Raw genomic sequence first — 18,506 nt, forward strand, 5'->3', positions numbered from 1 at the left:
CCGCTCAGAGGCGGTAGACCCGCCGCGCGGTGCCCCCGAAGACGGCCTCGCGCTCGGCCGCGCCGAGCCCGTCGGTGACCGTGCGCGCCGCGTCGAGGACCTCTTCGTACGACGCGGCCAGCCGGCTGACCGGCCAGTCGGAGCCGAACATCAGCCGCTCGGGCCCGAAGGCGTCGAGCGCGACACCGGCGTACGGACGCAGGTCCTCGGGCGTCCAGGAGTCCCACTCCGCCTCCGTGACCATCCCGGAGAGCTTGCAGACGGTGTTGGGCAGGGCGGCCAGCGCCCGGAAGTGCTCCTCCCAGGGGGCGGTGCGGCCCTCGGCGACGGGCGGCTTCCCGAGATGGTCGAGGACGAAGGTGAGGCCGGGGAGGAGCCGGGCGGCCTCCGTCGCGGCGGGCATCTGGTGCGGGCGCACCAGCAGGTCGTACGCGAGCCCCGCGGCCTCGACGGCCGCCAGTCCGCGCAGCACCTCGGGACGGAGCAGCCACGCCGGATCGGCCTCACCCTCCACCGGATGGCGGACGGCGGCGAGTTTCCCGCCGCCGGGTCCGGCCCGCAGCGCGGCGAGGGCGTCGGCGACGCCGGGCGCGGTGAGGTCGGTCCAGCCGACGACGCCCGCGACGAGTTCGCTGCCCTCGGCGAGGGCCAGGAACTCGGGGGTCTCGGCGGCGACGGCGACGGTCTGGACGAGAACGGTGGCGCCCACCCCGGCGGCGGCCGCCTCGGCGGCCAGCTCGTCCAGGGTGAAGTTCCGGCGGATCGGGTCCATCCGGCTGCCGGTCATCCACTCCTGGGGGCGTACGGACAGGTCCCAGACGTGGTGGTGGGCGTCGACGACGGTGGCGGGCGGCATCGGGGTCACAGCTCCCAGACCACGGGCAGTCCGGCGTCCGCGCCGCCCTCGGAGTAGTCGTGCACGACATCGAGCAGTTCGGCCATCCGGGCCTGCCAGGCGATGTTGACCGGGAGCCGGTCCAGGGCGGCGAGCAGGGCCGCGTAGTCCGCGCACTCCAGCAGGTGGAAGAGGTCGGCGCCGCTGCGCCAGATCGTCCAGGAGGTGGCGCCCGCGGCGCGGATGGCGGCGGTGAGTTCGGCCGGCACCTCGCGGTGGGCCTCCTCGTACGCCTCGATCCGGTCGGCGCGGACCTTGGTGTGCAGGGCGACTCTCATGCGGGGGCTCCGTTCTCGGTCAGCAGTCCCTCGGCGCGCAGTTCGGCCCAGAGGTCGTCGGGGAGGGTCAGGCCGGCGAGTCCGGCCGCGTCCCGTACCTCCGCGGCCGACCGGGTGCCGACCAGGACACTGGCGACGGCGGGATGGCGCAACGGGTAGTGGAGGGCGGCGGCGCGCAGCGGGACGCCGTACCGCCGGGTGACGGTGTCCATGCGCAGCGCCCGTTCGACGAGGGCCGGCGGGGCGGCGGCGTAGTCGTAGGTCGCGCCGGGGCGCGGGTCGGCGAGCAGCCCGGAGTTGAAGACCCCGCCGACCACGACGCTCCGGCCGCGCGCCGCGGCCTCGGGCAGCAGTTCGGTGAGCGCCGACTGGTCGAGCAGGGTGAAGCGGCCCGCGCACAGCACCACATCGGTGTCGGTGTCGCGCAGGAATCGCGTGAGCATCGCGGTCTGGTTCATGCCGGCGCCGATGGCGCCGACGGTGCCCTCGGCGCGCAGCCGCTCCAGCGCGGGGTAGGCCTGGGTGAAGGCTTCCTCGGCGTGGTCGTCGGGGTCGTGCAGGTAGACGATGTCGATCCGGTCCAGCCCGAGCCGGGTCAGGCTGTCCTCGATCGAGCGGCGTACGCCGTCGGCGCTGAAGTCCCACACCCTGCGGTGCGTGGCCGGTACGGCGAAGCCGTGGGCGAGGTCGTCGGGAGGACCACCGGGCCCGGTGGCGGCGGCGCCGGGGACGGGTTCGAGGATCCGGCCGACCTTGGTGGAGAGCGTGTACGCGCTCCGCGGCCGCTCGCGCAGCGCCTCGCCGAGCCGCCGTTCGGAGAGGCCGAGGCCGTAGTGGGGCGCGGTGTCGAAGTACCGGATGCCGGCGTCCCAGGCGGCGTCGACGGCTTCCCGCGCCTGCCCGGCGCCGACCGGGGTGTAGAGATTGCCGATCCCGGCGGCCCCGAAGGACAGTCCGGTCACCCGGACCGTACCGCTGGTCCCGAGCGTGTTGTGCCGCATGCCGCTGCCGCCTCCTGTGTGCCGACCGACGTGCGTGTGGCGGCGTCCCTGTGCCGGCATCCGTCCGTCGACGTCGGTCCGTCGTCGATCACCCCCGAATATTCATCGGATGACTGAGGACGTCAACACCTTCGAGACAGCCTTGGGAGATTTTTCCGGCCCGACCTGTCCGATCTATCCGGCGAGGCAGGTCGATCAGGCGTGACGGGATCGTCCGGCGTGGCGGGGCCATCCGGAGTGGCGGGGCCATCCGGAGTGGCGGGCCCCGCTCAGCGTGCCGGCCGGTCCGGGACGACGAATTCGCACCATACGCACTTGCCGCTGCCGCGTGACTCCACGCCCCAGTCGTCCGCCAGCTCGTCCACCAGTAGCAGCCCGCGCCCCGAGACCCCGGACTCCCCGGGATCGCGGCGGTGCGGCAGCGCGCTGGACCCGTCCTCGACCTCCACCCGCAGCCGGCGGCCCGCCCCCGCCCGGGACCGCCCGGATACCGGCCGGCCGGTGTCCGGCGACTCCGCCCCCGGCCGCCCCGGCCCCCGCCCCTCCGGGCGCGGCACCACCCGGACGACCACGGCGGCGCCGCCACCGGTGTGCAGCAGGGCATTGGTGATCAGCTCGTCGGCGACCAGCTCGATCGAGTCGGAGCGCTCCCCCGCGCCCCACGCGGTGACCGCGGACCGGATCATGTGGCGCGCGGTGGCCAGCCCCTCGGCGTCGCCCTGCGCGACCTGCTGGTAGAGCCTGCCGCCGGAGCGCGGGGCGCGGGTGCCGCCGCGGCGCAGCAGCAGGACCGCCACATCGTCCTCGCCGCCGCGCGCGTCCACGACCTCGCAGAGCCGGTCGGCGAGGTGCTGGAGATCGCGCGGCCCGTCCCGTACCAGCGTGGCCAGTGCCCGCATCCCGTCGTCGAGATCGGCGCCCGGCTGCTCCACGAGGCCGTCGGTGTAGAGCAGCAGGGTCTGTCCGGGGTCCAGCTCGACGGTCTCGACCGGGTAGTCGAGCCCGCCGAAGGCGGCGGAGAGCCCGAGCGGCATCCCGCCGGGCAGCGGCAGCCTGCGGCAGGTTCCGTCGGTGTCCCTGAGCAGCGGATCGACATGGCCGGCCCGGACCAGCTGGATGACGCCGGTGGTCAGGTCGGCCTCGGCGTAGGTGCAGGTCGCGAAGCGTTCGGTGTCCAGTTCGTAGAGGAAGACCGAGGCACGGGCCATCACCGTGGCCGGCTCGTGCCCCTCGGCGGCGTACGCCCGCAGCACGATCCTGAGCTGCCCCATCACGGCGGCGGCGTGGGTGTCATGGCCCTGGACGTCCCCGATGACGGTCCCGACCCGGCCGCCGGGGAGCGGGATCACGTCGTACCAGTCGCCGCCGATGTCCCGGCCGAGCCGCGCGGAGCGGTAGCGCACGGCGATCTCGGCCCCCGGCACGGCGGGGATCCGGCGCGGCAGCATCGCCTGCTGGAGCCCCTCCGCGAGGTCGTGCTCCTGCTCGTAGAGCACCGCGCGCTGGAGGCTCTGGGCGATGCTGCTGCCGAGCGCGACGAGGAGGTTGCGGTCCTCGGCGGTGAAGCCGCTCTTGTCGCGGTAGAGCAGCCCGAGCGCCCCGATGGGCCGCGCCTGGGCGATCAGCGGCAGATAGGCGGCCGCGTTGATCCCGAGGTCGTCGATGTACGGCCAGAGCATGGGGTAGCTGTCCGCGAACTCCTGGGCCGACTCGATGAAGCGGGGCGTCAACGTGCGCACCACCTCGCTCATCGGGTACGCCTCGTCGGTACGGGTGACCCGGGTGCCCGGTACGTACGAGCCCTCGGGGCCCTCGGCGACGAGATGGATACGGCCCGCGTCGACCAGCCCCATGACCAGGCTGCCGGCACCGAGGTGCGCGAGACCGTGGGACTGCTTGAGGACGTCGATGACGTCCTGCACGGTCCTGGCGTGGGCGAGCGCGGCGGTGGTTCCCTCGACCACGTTGGCGCCCACCCGGCGCAGGACGCCCAACTCGTGGCGCGCGGCCGAGTCGGCCAGCTCCTGCGCCGCGTCGCGGACGAGACCGATCACCCGGCGGGCCCGCCCGGCGGGGTCGCGGCGGATGACGCCCTGGGTGTGGGTCCAGCGCAGGCTTCCGTCCCGGCGCCGGACGCGGAAGTAGGCACCGAACGCCTCGCTGCCGTCCCGCAGCGCCCTGGCCACCAGTTCGTCCAGCCGGATGGACTCGGCGGGCGGAACCCGGGGCTCCAGCCGCTCGGGGCGGCCGTCGTACTCGCCGGCGCAGAGGTCGAAGACATCGAGGGCCGGGGCGTCGAGGTGGAGCCGCCCGGCGTCGAGGTCCCAGTCGAAGGTGCCCATCCGGTTGAGGGACAGGCTGGTGTCGGCGTGGGCGGGCCAGTCGTCGGGGAGCGACAGGGGACCCGCTGCCCGTTCAACCATGTGGACACTCTGTCATCATTTGTCGGATTCTTCGAGTGATCCCGGGAACCCCGGAACCGTACGGCGGGCCCGTCGGCCCGGTCAGCCCCGATCAGCCCGGCAAACCCCTGGAAGGCGTCGGCACCGGTCAGCCCGGGCCGCCCGGTCGGCCCGGCCGCCCGGTCGGCCCGGTCAGCCCTGGAAGGCACCGGTGCCGGTGCCGGCCGGGCCGTCGGGCAGGACCGGGCCGTCGGACGGGGCCGGCCCGTCCGGCAGGACCGGGCCGTCCGGCTCCGGCGGGAACAGGTCGTCCACGGGCGGGGGAAGCGCGTCACCGGGCAGCCCGCCCGGCCCGCCGCCGGGGGCGTCCTCCGGCAGGGGCACCACCTCGTCGGCGGGGAGCGGCGACTGCTCCGGTACGGCCGGCCGCCCCTCACGAGCCGGGGCGCCCGACGGCGCGGCGGGGCCCGGGGGCGCGGACCGCGCGCCCCCCGGCGCGGCGTCCGGCACGACCGCCCCCGGCGCCTTCACCGCCTCGGGATCGGTGAGGTCCGCGTCCGGGGCGTACGGCGGCGGCGTCCCGGGGGCCTTGTCCTCACCGCCGTCGGTGCCGATCCGCCGCTCGGCCCAGGCGTGGCCGAGCAGGTCCACGATGACCAGGGCGTCGAGCGGACGCGGGGCGCGGGTGATGACGACGACCCGGTCGGCGGCGTAGCCCCGCCAGGGCTCTCCCTGGTAGCTCACGGAGCCCTGGGCGGCGACCGGGGCGCCCAGCGGGCTCCCCCCGGCGCAGCGCACCCTGGGCATGCCGTACCCGTCGACCATGACGGCGGTGCCCGCCTGGAGCACGGACTGGAAGTCGGTGGCCGTGCCGTCGCGGTAGCCGTGGGCCGTGACCCGGACGTCGGCCCGCACCACGACGGGGGTCAGCCCGCGCAGGAAGTCGGGGACGGAGCGCCCGCCGAGCGCGGCGCCCCGGGCGAAGGCGCGGGCCTTCGCCGGGTCCCCGGCGAGCAGGGCGACCTGCCGCTCCACATCGCAACTGGCCGACGGGGAACCGCCGTAGAGGCCGGGGGTGGAGCCGGGCAGGGCGCGCGGCGTCCGGGCGCCCGTGGCCGCCCCCCGCGCGTCCCCGTCACGGGGGCCTCGCGGGGCGCCCGGGCTCCCCGCGCTCCCCGGCTTCCGCTCCGCCGGCGCCGCCGGGAGGGGCGGGGCCGCGGTCGAGGAGGTGAAGGGGTCGGGCCCCGGGGCCGCGACGGGCTGGAAGTGCAGGTCCTCGGCGCTCGGCGCGCTCTCACCGGCGCCATGGACAGCACCGCCGCCTCGACCACCGCCACCCTGGCCACCACCTCCGTGACCACCGCCCCACCCGCAGCCCGCAGTGATCAGAACGCCCACGGACAGCACCGCGAGCACGGCACCCCGTCGGCCGATGGGTGAGCGCACCACAATCTCCCGCCTCTTCCTCCGCGAATATCCCCCTATGTCTTGCCCGAACTCCGCGCACCCCGCAAGCCGGACGATCTCGACGCGCCCGAGACTTGAACGCGTTCAATAAAGGTCCTACGCTCATGGCGCGGGAATTTGAACGCGTTCAAGTCCGGGGGTGACGGGGATGTCCGTGCTGGTCAGCCTGATCGTGACGGTGGGCATGACGGCGATCGTGCCGCTGGGGCTGCGTCTGCTGGAGACGCCGGAGCGGCCCGGCACCACCGCTCTGCGCGCGCTACGCCGCCTGTGGCCCCTGCCGGGCCTGCTGGGCGCCGTCTCCCTCTGGCTGCCGCGCGGCGCCCCGGCCGCCGCACTCGCCGCCTGCTACGCCCTCGCCACCTTCGCCCTGGCGCTGATCGCGCTGGTCCGCGCCGCGCGGAACCGGCCTCTCGTCCCCGTGCCCGCCGAGGTCGCGGCGCTCACCGCGCTGGCGACCCCGTCGATCGCGGGGGTCGCCCTGGTCGCCGAGCGATGGGGACACCATCCGCTCGGCTTCGCGCCGACGATCCTGCGGCTGACGGTCGCGCACTTCCACTTCGCCGGGTTCGCCGCGGCGCTGACGGCCGGTCTGGTCTGCCGCACGGTGCCGGGGCCCGCGGGCCGGTTCGCGGCGCTGAGCGTTCCCCTCGGCACCCTGACCGTCCTGACCGGCTACTTCACCGGCGAGGTGACCGAGCTGGCCGGGGCGGTGATCCTGACCGCGGGCATGTGGACGGTCGCGGTGCTGACCTGGCGCGACATCAGACCCGGCGCACGGGACCGGTTCACGCGCACCCTGCTCGCCGTCTCCTCCGGTGTGCTGGCGGCGACCATGGTCCTCGCCCTGAGCTGGGCGCTCGGCGAGGCGACGGGGCTCCCCCACCCCACCCTCACCTGGATGGCGGCCACGCACGGCCTCGGCAACGCCCTCGGCTTCGCACTCTGCTCGATCCTGGCCTGGCGACGACTCAAGGAGACCGGCGTATGAACGGTGGCACCTTCACCTACCGCGAGGTGGGCGCGACCCGGCTCGGACCACTGCCGGACGGCTACCACCATCTCCACCACCGGACCAGGATCGGCCGGGGGCGCCCGGCGTTCGAGGCGGCGGGCACGGCCGTCACCGCCTGGACCCTGCACCGGCGGGCGGGCGCCCGCGTCACGGCCACCACGGCCCGGGCGGAGCGGGGCACCGGCGCCCGTGTCTCGCTGGGCGTGGGACCGCTGCGGATCAGCGCCCCGTGCGAGGTGGTGTGGAGTGTGTACGAGAAGGACCGCACCGGCTTCGCGTACGGCACCCTGACCGGGCATCCGGAGTGCGGCGAGGAGTCCTTCGTGGTCGAGCTGGGCGAGGACGGCTCCGTCTGGTTCACCGTCATGGCCTTCAGCCGTCCGGCGCGTTGGTACACGCGGCTCGGGGGCCCGCTGGTGCCGGTGCTCCAGCGCGCGTACGCCCGGTGGCTGGGCCGGAACCTGGCCCGGATCGCGGTCGGCGGGTAGCCGCCGCCGCGCGGGCCCTCCGGCGTGCCGTCCCGTACCCCGCATCACGCGGGGCACGGGACCGTTCCGCGGACCGGTCAGTCGACCCCGGGCAGGATGTGCGGCTCGGCGAGGTCGTCCTCGTAGCCCGCGAGCCGGATCGGGGCCGATCTGGCCCACACCTCCAGGTTGCCGATCTTCTCGGGCCTGCGGCTCCGCTCGGCGGACTCCGCCGGTCGTTGCTGTTCGTGGTGCTTCAGATCTGGTGTCACCGCGCACTCCTCTGTGTCGGGTAACTCTGGGACAGGGTGGCTCCGTCGCGGTGGCGTCGTGTTGTCGGACGGGACCGCGGCCGTGGTAGGGGGCCTGTCCCAGCACGGCCATGGGGATGGTGTGTCCCCTGCTCGGCCGTCCGTGCGCACCAGGGTAACCAGATGAGCGCCGGCCCGCTCTATAGGGATGGCTTTCGGGTGAAGTTCCGGCCAACCGGCCCCGTTCCGGTCGGCCGGACCCACGGTGACGGGATAGCGGAACCCCGGCGGTGGAGCACCGGCGGCCCGTGACGGGGTGTCGGGCGTCCCGCGGCCCGCCGCCGGCCGCCCCGGGGCCCCCACCGGGCGCCCGGCGCCCGGGGTGTCACCAGTTGGCGGGCGCGTAGTCCTTGAGGAAGCAGCCGTACAGATCCTCGCCGCTCTCGCCCCGCACGATCGGGTCGTACACCCGGGCGGCGCCGTCGATCAGGTCGAGCGGGGCGTGGAAGCCCTCGTCGGCCAGGCGCATCTTGTCCGGATGCGGGCGCTCGTCGGTGATCCAGCCGGTGTCGACGGCCGTCATCAGGATCCGGTCGGACTCGAACATCTCCTGCGCGCTGGTGCGGGTGAGCATGTTCAGCGCGGCCTTGGCCATGTTCGTGTGCGGGTGCCCCGCGCCCTTGTAGCCACGGCTGAACACCCCTTCCATCGCGGAGACGTTGACGACGTACGCACGGGCCGCGGCGGCCCGTGCCATCGCCGGGCGCAGCCTGCTGATGAGGATGAACGGCGCCGTGGAGTTGCACAGTTGCACTTCGAGCAGCTCGACCGCGTCGACCTCGGAGACCGTCTGCACCCAGCTGTTGGTGTCGTGCAGGTCGGGTACGAGCCCGCCCGCGTCGATCGCCGTACCGGCCTCGATCCTGGCGAGCGTGGCCGAGCCGCCGACCAGCGCGAGCCCGGTGACGTCGGACGCGCTCAGGGCCTCGGCACCGCCGGCGGAGAGCACGGCCTGGGAACCGCTGCCGAACGCGCCGATGACCTGCGAGGCGGGCAGCTCGCCCGCGGGCAGGGGCGCGGACTCGGCCGCGAGCAGCTCGCTGTACGCCTGCGGGGAGCGGCGTACCGTCTGCGCGGCGTTGTTGATCAGGATGTCCAGCGGGCCCTCGGCGGCGACGGAGTCGGCGAGGGCGACCACCTGCGCCGGGTCCCGCAGATCAATGCCGACGATCTTGAGCCGGTGGATCCAGTCGTCGCTGTCCGGCATGGCCTTGAAGCGGCGGACCGCGTCGGCGGGGAACCGGGTGGTGATGGTGGTGTGGGCGCCGTCGCGCAGCAGCCGCAGCGCGATGTACATGCCGATCTTGGCCCGGCCGCCGGTGAGCAGCGCGCGGCGGCCGGTCAGGTCCGTACGGGCGTCGCGGCGGGCCCGGTTCTCCGCCGCGCACGGCGGACAGAGCTGGTGGTAGAACGCGTCGACCTCGGTGTAGCGGGTCTTGCAGATGTAGCAGGAGCGGGGGCGCTGGAGGATGCCCGCGATCTCGCCGGCGGCCGAGGAGGACGGCAGCAGGCCCTGGGTCTCGTCGTCGATGCGCTCGGCGGAGCCGGTGGCGGTGGCCTCGGTGACGGACTTGTCGTGGGCGGTCTTGGCGGCCCTGCGCTCCTGGCGGCGGCGCTGCTTCACCGTCCGGTAGATCCCGGCGGTGGCGCGCCGGACCACGATGGCGTCGGGGTGGTCGACGTCCAGCCGGTCGAGTTCGTCCAGCACGCTCAGGCAGACGGCCATCCGCTCGGGGTCGATGCCGGGAGCGGACTCCGGACCGCCGGGAGCGGACTCCACGATGCCGGGGCCGGACGCCGGACCGCCGGGAGCGGACTCCGGGCTGCCGTCCCGGGGCTCCGGGATGCCGGCCTTGGCCCGGCCGGCCGGGGTCACCGGGCTCTCGCCGCGGGCCGGACTGTCCTCTGTCACCGTCATTGTCGCTGCCATTCGTCGAACACTGCTCACTGATCACTGGGTCCGCTGGCTGCCGAGATCGTCACCGCAGGTCAGGAGAGTACCGACGGCGCGGGTGCCAACAAAATCCCATCATTTTATCCGGTCCCGACCGCCGCCCCGACCGGTGCGCGCACGCCGAGGAACCGCGTCGCCCGGCGCACCTCGAATCCGAGCGACTCGTAGAGCCGTACCGCGCCCGTGTTGTCGGCGGCGGCGTGCAGGAAGGGCGTCTCGCCACGGGCCAGAATCCCGTCGGCGACCGCCAGGACGAGCCGGGCCGCCAGTCCCCGGCCCCGGAATTCCGGGTCGGTGCAGACGGCGCTGATCTCGGTCCAGCCGGGCGGGTGCATCCGCTCCCCCGCCATCGCGACGAGCGCGCCGCCCCGGCGGATGCCCAGATAGGTGCCGAGCTCGACGGTACGGGTCAGGAAGGGCCCGGGCCTGGTGCGCTCGACCAGGTCGAGGATCTCCGGCACATCGGCGGGGCCGAGGGGCACGATCACGTCCCCGCCGGTGTCCCGCCCGCCGGGGAGTCCGGTGGCGACCATCTGGACGCCGTCGGCGTGGAAGGTGATCTCCCAGCCGGCGGGCGGCGGGCCCGCGAACCCGGCGACCGCGACGGAACCGCCGGGCCCGGCGAACGCTGCGGCGTCGGCCCAGTCGCTCTCGTCCGGGTCGTCGGGCAGCGCCAGCCACGGCGCCATGTCGGCCGGATAGCGCAGCAGCCTGCCGTACCGCTCGGCGAGGTGCGCGTGGGGTCCGGTGAGCGCCGAGCGGGCGGGGTTGTCGAGCGCGTGCGGCGGCGCGGGGGCGTCTGGCATGGACGCGGCTCCTCCATCTGAACCAGTGGGTCGGTCGCCCCCTGAATGACTCATCCGGGCGCCACCACCGTGTAATGCGGACAGGTGGCAGGCTATTCCGGCGCCCCGGACCCCCGGCCACCCGGGGTTCGCCACCCGGCTCCGCCGCCGGGCGTGCGGAGGCCCCGGTCCGCCCCTGGCGGGGGCGGACCGGGGCCGTCTCCGGCGTCCCTCAGGACGTCAGGCGGTCAGGCGGTCAGGCCGTCAGGCCTCAGGAGGTGCACTCCATGGCCGCCGGGTTCTCCGCGTCGCGGATCAGCGACTCGTGCGCCGCCCTGACCCGCTCGGCGTCGGGCTTCAGCACCGTGCGGTCGTAGGTGAGCAGACCGTTCAGCTCGCCCTCCACATCGGTGATCTGGGTGTAGACCGCGCCGTTGCTCCCCTGGCAGGCGAGTGCGCGCACCTTGGCGAGTTCGGCGAGGTACGAGTCGGTGTACGCGGCCTGGTCCACCCCCACGTAGGTGTGCTGCACCGGCCAGGCGTGGCCGGGCACGGCGAGGCCGAGGCCGCCGTACTCACCGCTGACCAGAGCCCGTTTCCCGTCGGGCGCGGGCAGCTGGGCGCTCGGATAGCCGTGGGCGTCGGCGATGTCCCCGTTGCGGCCGTCGACCGCGCCGCAGCAGTTCACCCCGCTCATGTTGTTGATCAGCCGGCTCGGGTCCCAGGACTTGGCCTGGTCGGCGACGCGCGCCTGGTCGTACTGGCCCCAGCCCTCGTTGAAGGTGACCCACATGATCACCGAGGGGCTGCTGCTGTGCTGGTCGATCATCCGCTTCATCTCGTGCTCGTACTGGGTACGGGACTCCGCGTCCGGGTTGATGGTGTTCATCGCGGGCATGTCCTGCCAGACCAGCAGCCCGAGCCGGTCCGCCCAGTAGAACCACCGGTCGGGCTCGACCTTGATGTGCTTGCGCACCGAGTTGTAGCCGAGCTTCTTGTGCGCCTTCAGGTCGTAGGCGAGGGCCTCGTCGGTCGGCGCGGTGTGCAGTCCGTCCGGCCAGAAGCCCTGGTCGAGGGTGGCCATCAGGAAGGTGGGCTTGCCGTTGAGGACGGTCCTGGGGGTGCCGTCGACCTTCTCGACCGTCAGCGAGCGCATCCCGAAGTAGCTGCCGACGCGGTCCTTGCCGGCCGTCACCTCCAGCCGGTAGAGGTGGGGATCGTCCGGCGACCAGAGGCGCGGGTCACGGACGGGCACACCGAGGGTGGTGCCGCTCCGGCCCGTAACGCTGCCGACCTTGCGCCGGCCGTCGTACGCGGTGGCCGTGACGGGCACTCCGTCCCGGATGCCGCGCACCTCGACGGCGAGCTTCTCACCGGCGACGTCGGGGGTGAGCTTCAGGGAGCCGATGTGGTCGGCCGCGACCGGCTCCATCCACACCGTCTGCCAGATCCCGGAGGACGCGGTGTACCAGATGCCGCTGGGGTCCAGGCGCTGCTTGCCCATCGGCGGGTTCTCGCCGTCCCTGGAGTCGGTGGGGTCGTAGACGCCGACGATCAGTTCCTGGGTGCGGCCGGGCTTCAGCGCGTCGGTGACATCGGCGGTGAAGCGGTCGTAACCGCCCTTGTGCTCGGTGACCTTGGTGCCGTTGACGTAGACCTCGGCCTGCCAGTCGACGGCGTCGAAGTTGAGGTTGAGCCGCTTGCCCTTGCCCACCTGCCAGTCGGACGGCACGGTGAAGGTACGGCGGTACCACATCCGGTCCTCGTGCCGTTCGATCCCGGAGAGCTGGGACTCCACGGGGTACGGGACGAGGATCTTCTCGCGGAGGTTCTTGCCCACCGGCGGGCTCTCGCCCTTCGTCGCGGCGGCGAACTGCCACTGCCCGTTGAGGTTCCGCCAGTCGCCGCGGGTCAGCTGCGGCCTGGGGTACTCGGGAAGGGCGTTGCGGGGCCCGACCTCCTTGGCCCAGGGGGTGGAGAGCTGGTACTCGGAGGTGTTGGGCCCGCTGCTCCAGAAGGCGTCGACGGGCTTGCCCTCACGGGCGGCGAGGCCGCCGGTCCCGTCGTAGCGCACATCGGCGCTGCCGCCCTGGCCGACGACCGGTTCCTTGAGGGTGACCAGCAGCCGCCGGGCGTCCTTCGGGTCCTTCTTGACGGTGCCGAGCGGCCACTGGGCGCCGCCGATCACCGCGTTGAGGTGGCCGGCCAGACCGGCGGGCGGGGCGGCGAGCTTCTGCGCGAAGTCCAGGCGCAGGCTGCGGCCGTCGGGCAGGACCGTGGCGGCGAGGGCGCCGTCGTAGGCGAAGCCGTCGGGCAGCCGGAAGGCCGAGGAGGGGACGGGCACCTTGGTACCGCCGGGCTCGGTCCACCGCAGGCGCAGGTTCGAGCCGCCGACGCGCTCGAAGTACTCCACCTTGATGTCGTATTCCTGGCCCTCGGTCAGATCGATGGGCTCGGCGGTCTGTTCCTTGTCCCACTCGTCGACCCAGTAGTCGATGGCGAGCCGGCCGTCGACCCAGAGCCGGAAACCGTTGTCACCGATCATCGAGAAGGTGTGGGCGCCGGAGGTGGCCGGGACGACCTTCCCGGTCCAGCGCACGGAGACGTCGTCGGATCGTCCGGTGGTGGCGGCCAGCCGCGGCTCCAGATTGGCGAAGTCGATGGCCGGATCGAACACCGTGGCTTTGAGCTCGTCGAAATCGAAGGCGCCGGGGGCGGACTGGGTGTAGTACTCACCCTTGAGTCCATGGACCTCGACCGGGTCGTCCGCGGCCGAGGCGGCGGGCGCCGCGGTGAGTCCGGCGACGCCGAGGACGGCGGCGAGCAGGAGGGCCAGTTTTCTTCGGATGCGCACGAATCCTCCTTGCGAAGAGAGGTGGCGGCTCGTTGCGTCAGTCTGTACAACGTTGGAAGGAACGGCAGTTGGCATGACAACACGCCAATCCTGCACTGTCCAGACCCGGGGAGAAGGTATCGGTGACCGTCAGCCTCAAGGACGTCGCGGAACGCGCGGGCGTCTCGATCAAGACCGTGTCGAACGTGGTCAACAACTACCGGCACGTCACACCGTCGATGCGCTCCCGTGTACAGCGGGCCATCGACGAGCTGGGGTACGTACCGAACATGACGGCCAGACACCTCCGCAAGGGCCGCACCGGCATCCTCGCGCTGGCCGTGCCCGAGCTGGGCAACCCGTACTTCGCCGAGCTGGCGGGCGCGGTCATCGACGCCGCCGCCGAGCACGAGTACACCGTGCTGCTCGATCACACCGGGGGCAGCAGGGAGCGGGAGATCCTGGTCAGCCAGGGGTTCCGGGCGCGGGTCATCGACGGGCTGATCCTGAGCCCGATCGAGCTGGAGGCGGAGGACCTGCGCGGACGGGACCAGGACGCGCCGCTGGTGCTGCTCGGCGAGCGGGAGTACGACCTGCCGTACGACCACATCGCGATCGACAATGTCGCGGCGGCCAGGACGGCCGTACGCCATCTGCTCGCGCTCGGCCGGTCGCGGATCGCGTTCCTCGGGGCCCGCACCGACCGCTTCAACGAGCCCTCGCAGCTGCGGCTGCGCGGCTGGCGGGCGGAGCTGACGGCGGCGGGGGTGCCCGCGCCGGACTCGCTGGTCGCGCAGACGGGCGGCTGGGCGCACGCCGACGGCGCGGCGGCGATGGCCCGGCTGCTGGACTCGGGCGAGCTGCCGGACGCGGTCTTCGCGTACAACGACCTGATCGCCATCGGCGCGATGCGGGTGCTCTCCGAGCGGGGGCTGCGGGTCCCGGAGGACGTGGCGGTGGTGGGCTTCGACGACGTCGCGGAGGGCCGGTACGGGACGGTCACCCTGACCACGGTCTCCCCCGCGAAGCACACCATCGCCCGGCTCGCGGTGCGGTCGCTCGTGGAGCGGCTGGAGGGAGCCGGGGAAGGCACCGGCGACGAGGCCGGGGACGGCCGGCGGGCGCGGGAACTCCGGGCCGAATTCCGGCTGGTGGAGCGGGAGTCCACGCTGGGCAGAGCGTGATGTGCCCGTACGGAGCGGTCGCGGGCCCGGGTGGCGCCGTTCTCGCGCGAAGGGTTTACAGGATCCGTACAACGATGTAAAAACCCTTCCGAACGAGCGCAGCAGACCGTGCAGACCAGCAGACCGTACGAGCCGATCTCCCGGGCGGTGTTCGCGCGCCGGGGCCGTGCCGAGATGGGGTTCCGCCATGAAGTCCTCCGCCCGCTCCACCACCACGACCGTTCTCGCCGCGAGCCTCGTCGCCGCACTCGCCCTGACGGGCTGCGCCAAGTCGGAGGAGGACGCCGCCGGCGACAGCGCGACGGCGACCGCCGCCGGAGGCGGCGACCAGGTGGTCGCCTCCCCCGGTGCCGGGGCCGGCAAGACCTGCACCCTCGGACAGTTCGGCGGCGAGAAGCTGGACCTCTCGGGCGCGACCGTCGGCTTCTCCCAGTCCGAGAAGGAGGCCAACCCCTTCCGGATCGCGGAGACGGCCTCCATCAAGGCGGAGGCGGCCGACCGGGGGGTGAAGCTCCTCACGGCCAACGCCCAGTCGCAGTTCTCCAAGCAGATCAGCGATGTCCAGGACCTGATCGCCAAGGGCGCGGACCTGCTGGTCATCGCCCCGCTCAACTCGGACGGCTGGGGCCCGGTGCTGCGTTCGGCGGCGGCGAAGAAGATCCCGATCGTCACCATCGACCGGAAGATCAACGCGACGGCCTGCAAGGACTACGTGAGCTTCATCGGCTCGGACTTCATCGAGCAGGGCGAGCGCGCGGCGGACCGGATGATCGAGGCCACCGGCGGCAAGGGCAAGGTCGCCATTCTGCTCGGCACCGCCGGGAACAACGTCACCACGGAACGCACCAAGGGGTTCAAGGACCGGATCGCCGCCGAGGCCCCGGGGCTCCAGGTGGTGTTCGAGCAGACCGGCGAGTTCGCCCGGGAGAAGGGCCAGCAGGTCACCGAGCAGCTCATACAGTCCAACCCGGACATCACCGGGATCTACGCCGAGAACGACGAGATGGGCCTCGGCGCCGTCAACGCCCTCAAGAGCGCGGGCAAGAAGGCGGGCGACGTCAAGATCGTGACGGTCGACGGCACGCGCAACGCGGTGCGCGGCATCGTGGACGGCTGGATCTCCGGCGTCATCGAGTCGAATCCGCGCTTCGGGCCGCTGGCCTTCGAGACGCTCGACACCTTCACCCGGGGCGAGAAGGTCTCCCAGGACATCGTCATCCAGGACAGCGCCTACACCCCCGAGAACGCGAAGGCCGATCTCGGCAAGGCCTACTGACGTGCCGTCCGGAGCACCGGATCCGCAGAGAGCACCGGAAGCATCAGAGCCGCCGGAAACGCCGGAAACGCCGAAGCCGTCCGGAACGCCGGGAACGCCGGAGAACGCCATACGCCCGCCGCTGCTGTCGGTCACCGGGCTGACCAAGTCCTTCCCCGGCGCGCGGGCGCTCGACGGGGTGGACCTCACCGTCGGCCCCGGCGAGGTCCACGCGCTGATCGGCGAGAACGGCGCGGGCAAGTCCACGCTCATCAAGGTACTCACGGGGGTGTACCGGCCCGACGCGGGCGAGATCGTCCTGCGGGGCGAGCCGGTACGGTTCGCCACCCCGCTGGAGGCGCAGCACGCCGGGATCTCCACCATCTACCAGGAGGTCAATCTCGTCCCCCTGATGAGTGTGGCCCGCAACCTCTTCCTGGGGCGCGAGCCGCGCGGCCGCCTCGGACTGATCGACTTCCGGCGGATGCACCGGGCCGCCGACGAGGCACTGCGCGGTCTCGGGCTGCGCGTCGACGTCCGCCGGCCGCTGCGCTCGCTGGGGGTCGGCGCCCAGCAGATGGTGGCGCTGGCGCGGGCGGTCTCGGTCGACGCGCGGGTCGTCGTCATGGACGAGCCCACCTCGTCGCTCGAACCGCGCGAGGTGCGCACCCTGTTCGGCGTGATCAGGATGCTCAAGGAACGCGGGATCGCGGTGATCTACGTCAGTCACCGGCTCGACGAGCTGTACGAGATCTGCGACACCGTCACCGTGCTGCGCGACGGCCACCGGGTCCACGCGGGCCCCCTCGCCGGGCTGGACCGGCTGCGGCTGGTCTCGCTGATGCTGGGGCGTGCGATGGGCGAGGTGCGCGGCGAGGGGCTCACCAAGTTTTCCCGGAGTCACGCCTCCGGCGGGCCCGACACGGGCGGCGAACCGGTGCTGGAGGCAAGCGATCTGACGGTACGTCAGGTCCTCCACGGGGTGTCGGTACGGGTGCGGCCCGGCGAGGTGGTGGGGCTCGGCGGGCTGCTCGGCTCCGGCCGCAGCGAGACCGCGAAGGCCGTGGCGGGCGCGCTGCCGCCCGACTCGGGCCGGGTGGTGGTGGCCGGGGCGCCCGTACGGACCGGGTCCACGCCCGCCGCGATCCGGGCGGGCATCAGCCTGCTGCCCGAGGACCGCAAGGCCGAGGGGATCGTCCCCGGGCTCTCCGTACGGGAGAACATCGCGCTGGCCGCGCTGCCGGGGCTGGCCCGCTTCGGGCTGGTCGACGACGCCAGGATCGACCGGCTGGTGGACACCTTCATGCGGCGGCTGCGCATCAAGGCGGCGGGTCCCCACCAGAAGGTCGGTGAGCTGTCCGGGGGCAACCAGCAGAAGGTGCTGCTCGCCCGCTGGCTGGCGATGCGGCCCAAGGTGCTGCTTCTGGACGAGCCCACGCGCGGCATCGACGTCGGCGCCAAGGCCGAGGTGCAGGCGCTGATCGACGAACTCGCGGGCGAGGGGCTCGGGGTGGTGCTGATCTCCTCCGACATGGAGGAGCTGATCGAGGGCTCCGACCGGGTCGTGGTCCTCAAGGACGGTGCGGTGGTGGCGGAGCTGACGGGTTCCGAGGTGACCGAGGACCGGCTGCTGGGCGCGATCGCGGCCGGTTCCGTACCCGGGGAGGACGGAGGGTCCCCGCATGACTGATCTCGCGGCGCTGCGGCGCCTGCCCCTGAAACGGGCCGACCGGGGGCGTCTGCTGACGCTCCTCCAGGAGTACGGCGTCTACGCGGGCGTGGCCGTGCTGCTGATCGCCAATGTCCTTCTCACCCCGCACTTCCTGTCGGCCGAGAACTTCCGCACCCAGGCCGTGCAGGTGGCGCCCGTCATCATCGTGGCGCTCGGCATGGCGCTGGCCATCGGCAGTGAGGGCGTGGACCTCTCCGTCGGCGCGGTGATGGCGCTCGCCACCTCCCTGCTCTCCCTCTACCTCGGGTACGGGCCGTGGATCGCGCTGCTCGCCGCCGTGGCCGGCGGGGCGGCCGTCGGGCTCGCGGGCGGGTCGCTGGTCGCGTTCATCGGGGTGCAGCCCATCGTGGCGACGCTCGCGCTGATGGTCGCCGGGCGGGGGCTCGCGCTGGTCCTGCTCCCGCAGCTCAAGGACGTCCGGGACCCGGGGCTCGCCGCGCTGGGCTCCGGCGATCTGCTGGGCGTCCCGTATCTGGTACTGATCGCCGGCGCGCTGGCGCTGGCGGTGGGCTTCACCGTACGGCGCACCACCTTCGGCCGGCAGCTCCTCGCGATCGGGGACAGCCGGCCGGCGGCCCGGCTCGCGGGGCTGCCGGTGCGCCGGGTGCTGATCCTGGTCTACGTCGCCTCGGGTGTGCTGGCCGCGGTCGCGGGGGTGCTGGCCACCGCCCGGCTCCAGGCGAGCGACCCGACCTCGCTCGGGACCCTGATGGAGCTGTCGGCCATCACCGCCGTGGTGGTGGGCGGTACGCCGCTGAGCGGTGGCCGGATCCGGATCGGCGGGACCGTGGCGGGCGCCGTGCTCATCCAGCTCCTCACCGCCACACTCATCAAACACGACCTGCCGCCGTCCTGGACCCAGATCGCCCAGGCCGTGGTGATCGTGCTCGCGGTCTACGCGGCGCGGGAACGGGGGAAGCGGTGACG

Annotated in this window: 15 protein-coding genes; 6 read left to right on the plus strand and 9 right to left on the minus strand. The window is 73.2% G+C overall.

From position 1 onward, the window contains the following. Positions 1-4: 4 nt before the first annotated feature. The 5 genes from AB0P17_RS19470 to AB0P17_RS19490 all read right to left on the minus strand — a co-directional run bounded on the left by AB0P17_RS19470 (position 5) and on the right by AB0P17_RS19490 (position 6,022). Positions 5-856 (minus strand): amidohydrolase family protein, encoded by an 852-nt coding sequence (locus tag AB0P17_RS19470; protein WP_365812702.1) that lies wholly within the window; start codon positions 854-856, stop codon positions 5-7. Positions 857-861: 5 nt separating this feature from the next. Continuing rightward, complete coding sequence (locus tag AB0P17_RS19475; RefSeq protein WP_365812535.1) at positions 862-1,173, minus strand: L-rhamnose mutarotase; 312 nt, start codon at positions 1,171-1,173, stop codon at positions 862-864. Further along, positions 1,170-2,174, minus strand: a complete 1,005-nt coding sequence (locus AB0P17_RS19480; protein WP_365812537.1) for an aldo/keto reductase — start codon at positions 2,172-2,174, stop codon at positions 1,170-1,172. The genes AB0P17_RS19475 and AB0P17_RS19480 overlap by 4 nt, the downstream gene beginning before the upstream one ends. Before the next feature lie 269 nt (positions 2,175-2,443). Beyond that, the gene (locus tag AB0P17_RS19485; RefSeq protein ID WP_365812539.1) at positions 2,444-4,597 is read right to left on the minus strand and encodes a SpoIIE family protein phosphatase; all 2,154 of its coding nucleotides are present in this window, start codon (positions 4,595-4,597) and stop codon (positions 2,444-2,446) included. Positions 4,598-4,768: 171 nt separating this feature from the next. Then, entirely contained in the window at positions 4,769-6,022 is a 1,254-nt protein-coding gene (locus tag AB0P17_RS19490; protein ID WP_365812541.1) for a DUF6777 domain-containing protein, read from the minus strand. A gap of 169 nt (positions 6,023-6,191) precedes the next feature. Between AB0P17_RS19490 and AB0P17_RS19495 the strand changes: the two genes are divergently transcribed. Both AB0P17_RS19495 and AB0P17_RS19500 read left to right on the plus strand, forming a co-directional pair. Further along, positions 6,192-7,034 (plus strand): YndJ family protein, encoded by an 843-nt coding sequence (locus AB0P17_RS19495; RefSeq protein ID WP_365812543.1) that lies wholly within the window; start codon positions 6,192-6,194, stop codon positions 7,032-7,034. After that, a complete protein-coding gene (locus AB0P17_RS19500) occupies positions 7,031-7,546 on the plus strand; it encodes a DUF1990 domain-containing protein (RefSeq protein ID WP_365812544.1) in 516 nt (171 codons plus the stop codon). The genes AB0P17_RS19495 and AB0P17_RS19500 overlap by 4 nt, the downstream gene beginning before the upstream one ends. 77 nt (positions 7,547-7,623) lie before the next feature. Here the strand turns inward: AB0P17_RS19500 and AB0P17_RS19505 are convergent, their stop codons facing one another. The 4 genes from AB0P17_RS19505 to AB0P17_RS19520 all read right to left on the minus strand — a co-directional run bounded on the left by AB0P17_RS19505 (position 7,624) and on the right by AB0P17_RS19520 (position 13,429). Then, the gene (locus AB0P17_RS19505; protein ID WP_365812546.1) at positions 7,624-7,797 is read right to left on the minus strand and encodes a hypothetical protein; all 174 of its coding nucleotides are present in this window, start codon (positions 7,795-7,797) and stop codon (positions 7,624-7,626) included. Between the two features lie 364 nt (positions 7,798-8,161). Then, the gene (locus AB0P17_RS19510; RefSeq protein ID WP_365812704.1) at positions 8,162-9,562 is read right to left on the minus strand and encodes an SDR family NAD(P)-dependent oxidoreductase; all 1,401 of its coding nucleotides are present in this window, start codon (positions 9,560-9,562) and stop codon (positions 8,162-8,164) included. A 308-nt stretch (positions 9,563-9,870) separates the two neighbouring features. Further along, positions 9,871-10,596: a GNAT family N-acetyltransferase gene (locus AB0P17_RS19515; RefSeq protein ID WP_365812547.1), complete on the minus strand. Its 726-nt coding sequence runs from the start codon at positions 10,594-10,596 to the stop codon at positions 9,871-9,873. A gap of 250 nt (positions 10,597-10,846) precedes the next feature. Continuing rightward, positions 10,847-13,429 carry a PA14 domain-containing protein gene (locus AB0P17_RS19520; protein ID WP_365812549.1) on the minus strand — a complete coding sequence of 861 codons (2,583 nt, stop codon included), beginning with the start codon at positions 13,427-13,429 and terminating at the stop codon, positions 10,847-10,849. Between the two features lie 122 nt (positions 13,430-13,551). Here AB0P17_RS19520 and AB0P17_RS19525 point away from each other — a divergent pair, with 122 nt between their 5' ends. The 4 genes from AB0P17_RS19525 to AB0P17_RS19540 all read left to right on the plus strand — a co-directional run bounded on the left by AB0P17_RS19525 (position 13,552) and on the right by AB0P17_RS19540 (position 18,504). After that, entirely contained in the window at positions 13,552-14,592 is a 1,041-nt protein-coding gene (locus tag AB0P17_RS19525; protein WP_365812550.1) for a LacI family DNA-binding transcriptional regulator, read from the plus strand. 187 nt (positions 14,593-14,779) lie between these two features. After that, a complete protein-coding gene (locus AB0P17_RS19530; protein WP_365812552.1) occupies positions 14,780-15,868 on the plus strand; it encodes an ABC transporter substrate-binding protein in 1,089 nt (362 codons plus the stop codon). A 121-nt stretch (positions 15,869-15,989) separates the two neighbouring features. After that, entirely contained in the window at positions 15,990-17,537 is a 1,548-nt protein-coding gene (locus AB0P17_RS19535) for a sugar ABC transporter ATP-binding protein (RefSeq protein WP_365812705.1), read from the plus strand. Beyond that, entirely contained in the window at positions 17,530-18,504 is a 975-nt protein-coding gene (locus tag AB0P17_RS19540) for an ABC transporter permease (protein ID WP_365812553.1), read from the plus strand. Before AB0P17_RS19535 ends, AB0P17_RS19540 begins: the two co-directional genes overlap by 8 nt. Positions 18,505-18,506 lie beyond the last annotated feature (2 nt).

Origin of the sequence: Streptomyces sp. NPDC088124 (assembly GCF_040685895.1) — a bacterium.
Classification (GTDB): Bacteria; Actinomycetota; Actinomycetes; order Streptomycetales; family Streptomycetaceae; genus Streptomyces.

Bases quoted from the DNA above. Each gene is read 5' to 3' on its own strand.
- AB0P17_RS19540 (WP_365812553.1), top strand. From the start codon at position 17,530: ATGACTGATCTCGCGGCGCTGCGGCGCCTGCCCCTGAAACGGGCCGAC.
- AB0P17_RS19480 (WP_365812537.1), bottom strand. From the start codon at position 2,174: ATGCGGCACAACACGCTCGGGACCAGCGGTACGGTCCGGGTGACCGGA.
- AB0P17_RS19510 (WP_365812704.1), bottom strand. From the start codon at position 9,562: ATGGCCGTCTGCCTGAGCGTGCTGGACGAACTCGACCGGCTGGACGTC.
- AB0P17_RS19475 (WP_365812535.1), bottom strand. From the start codon at position 1,173: ATGAGAGTCGCCCTGCACACCAAGGTCCGCGCCGACCGGATCGAGGCG.
- AB0P17_RS19495 (WP_365812543.1), top strand. From the start codon at position 6,192: ATGTCCGTGCTGGTCAGCCTGATCGTGACGGTGGGCATGACGGCGATC.
- AB0P17_RS19515 (WP_365812547.1), bottom strand. From the start codon at position 10,596: ATGCCAGACGCCCCCGCGCCGCCGCACGCGCTCGACAACCCCGCCCGC.
- AB0P17_RS19530 (WP_365812552.1), top strand. From the start codon at position 14,780: ATGAAGTCCTCCGCCCGCTCCACCACCACGACCGTTCTCGCCGCGAGC.
- AB0P17_RS19500 (WP_365812544.1), top strand. From the start codon at position 7,031: ATGAACGGTGGCACCTTCACCTACCGCGAGGTGGGCGCGACCCGGCTC.
- AB0P17_RS19470 (WP_365812702.1), bottom strand. From the start codon at position 856: ATGCCGCCCGCCACCGTCGTCGACGCCCACCACCACGTCTGGGACCTG.
- AB0P17_RS19485 (WP_365812539.1), bottom strand. From the start codon at position 4,597: ATGGTTGAACGGGCAGCGGGTCCCCTGTCGCTCCCCGACGACTGGCCC.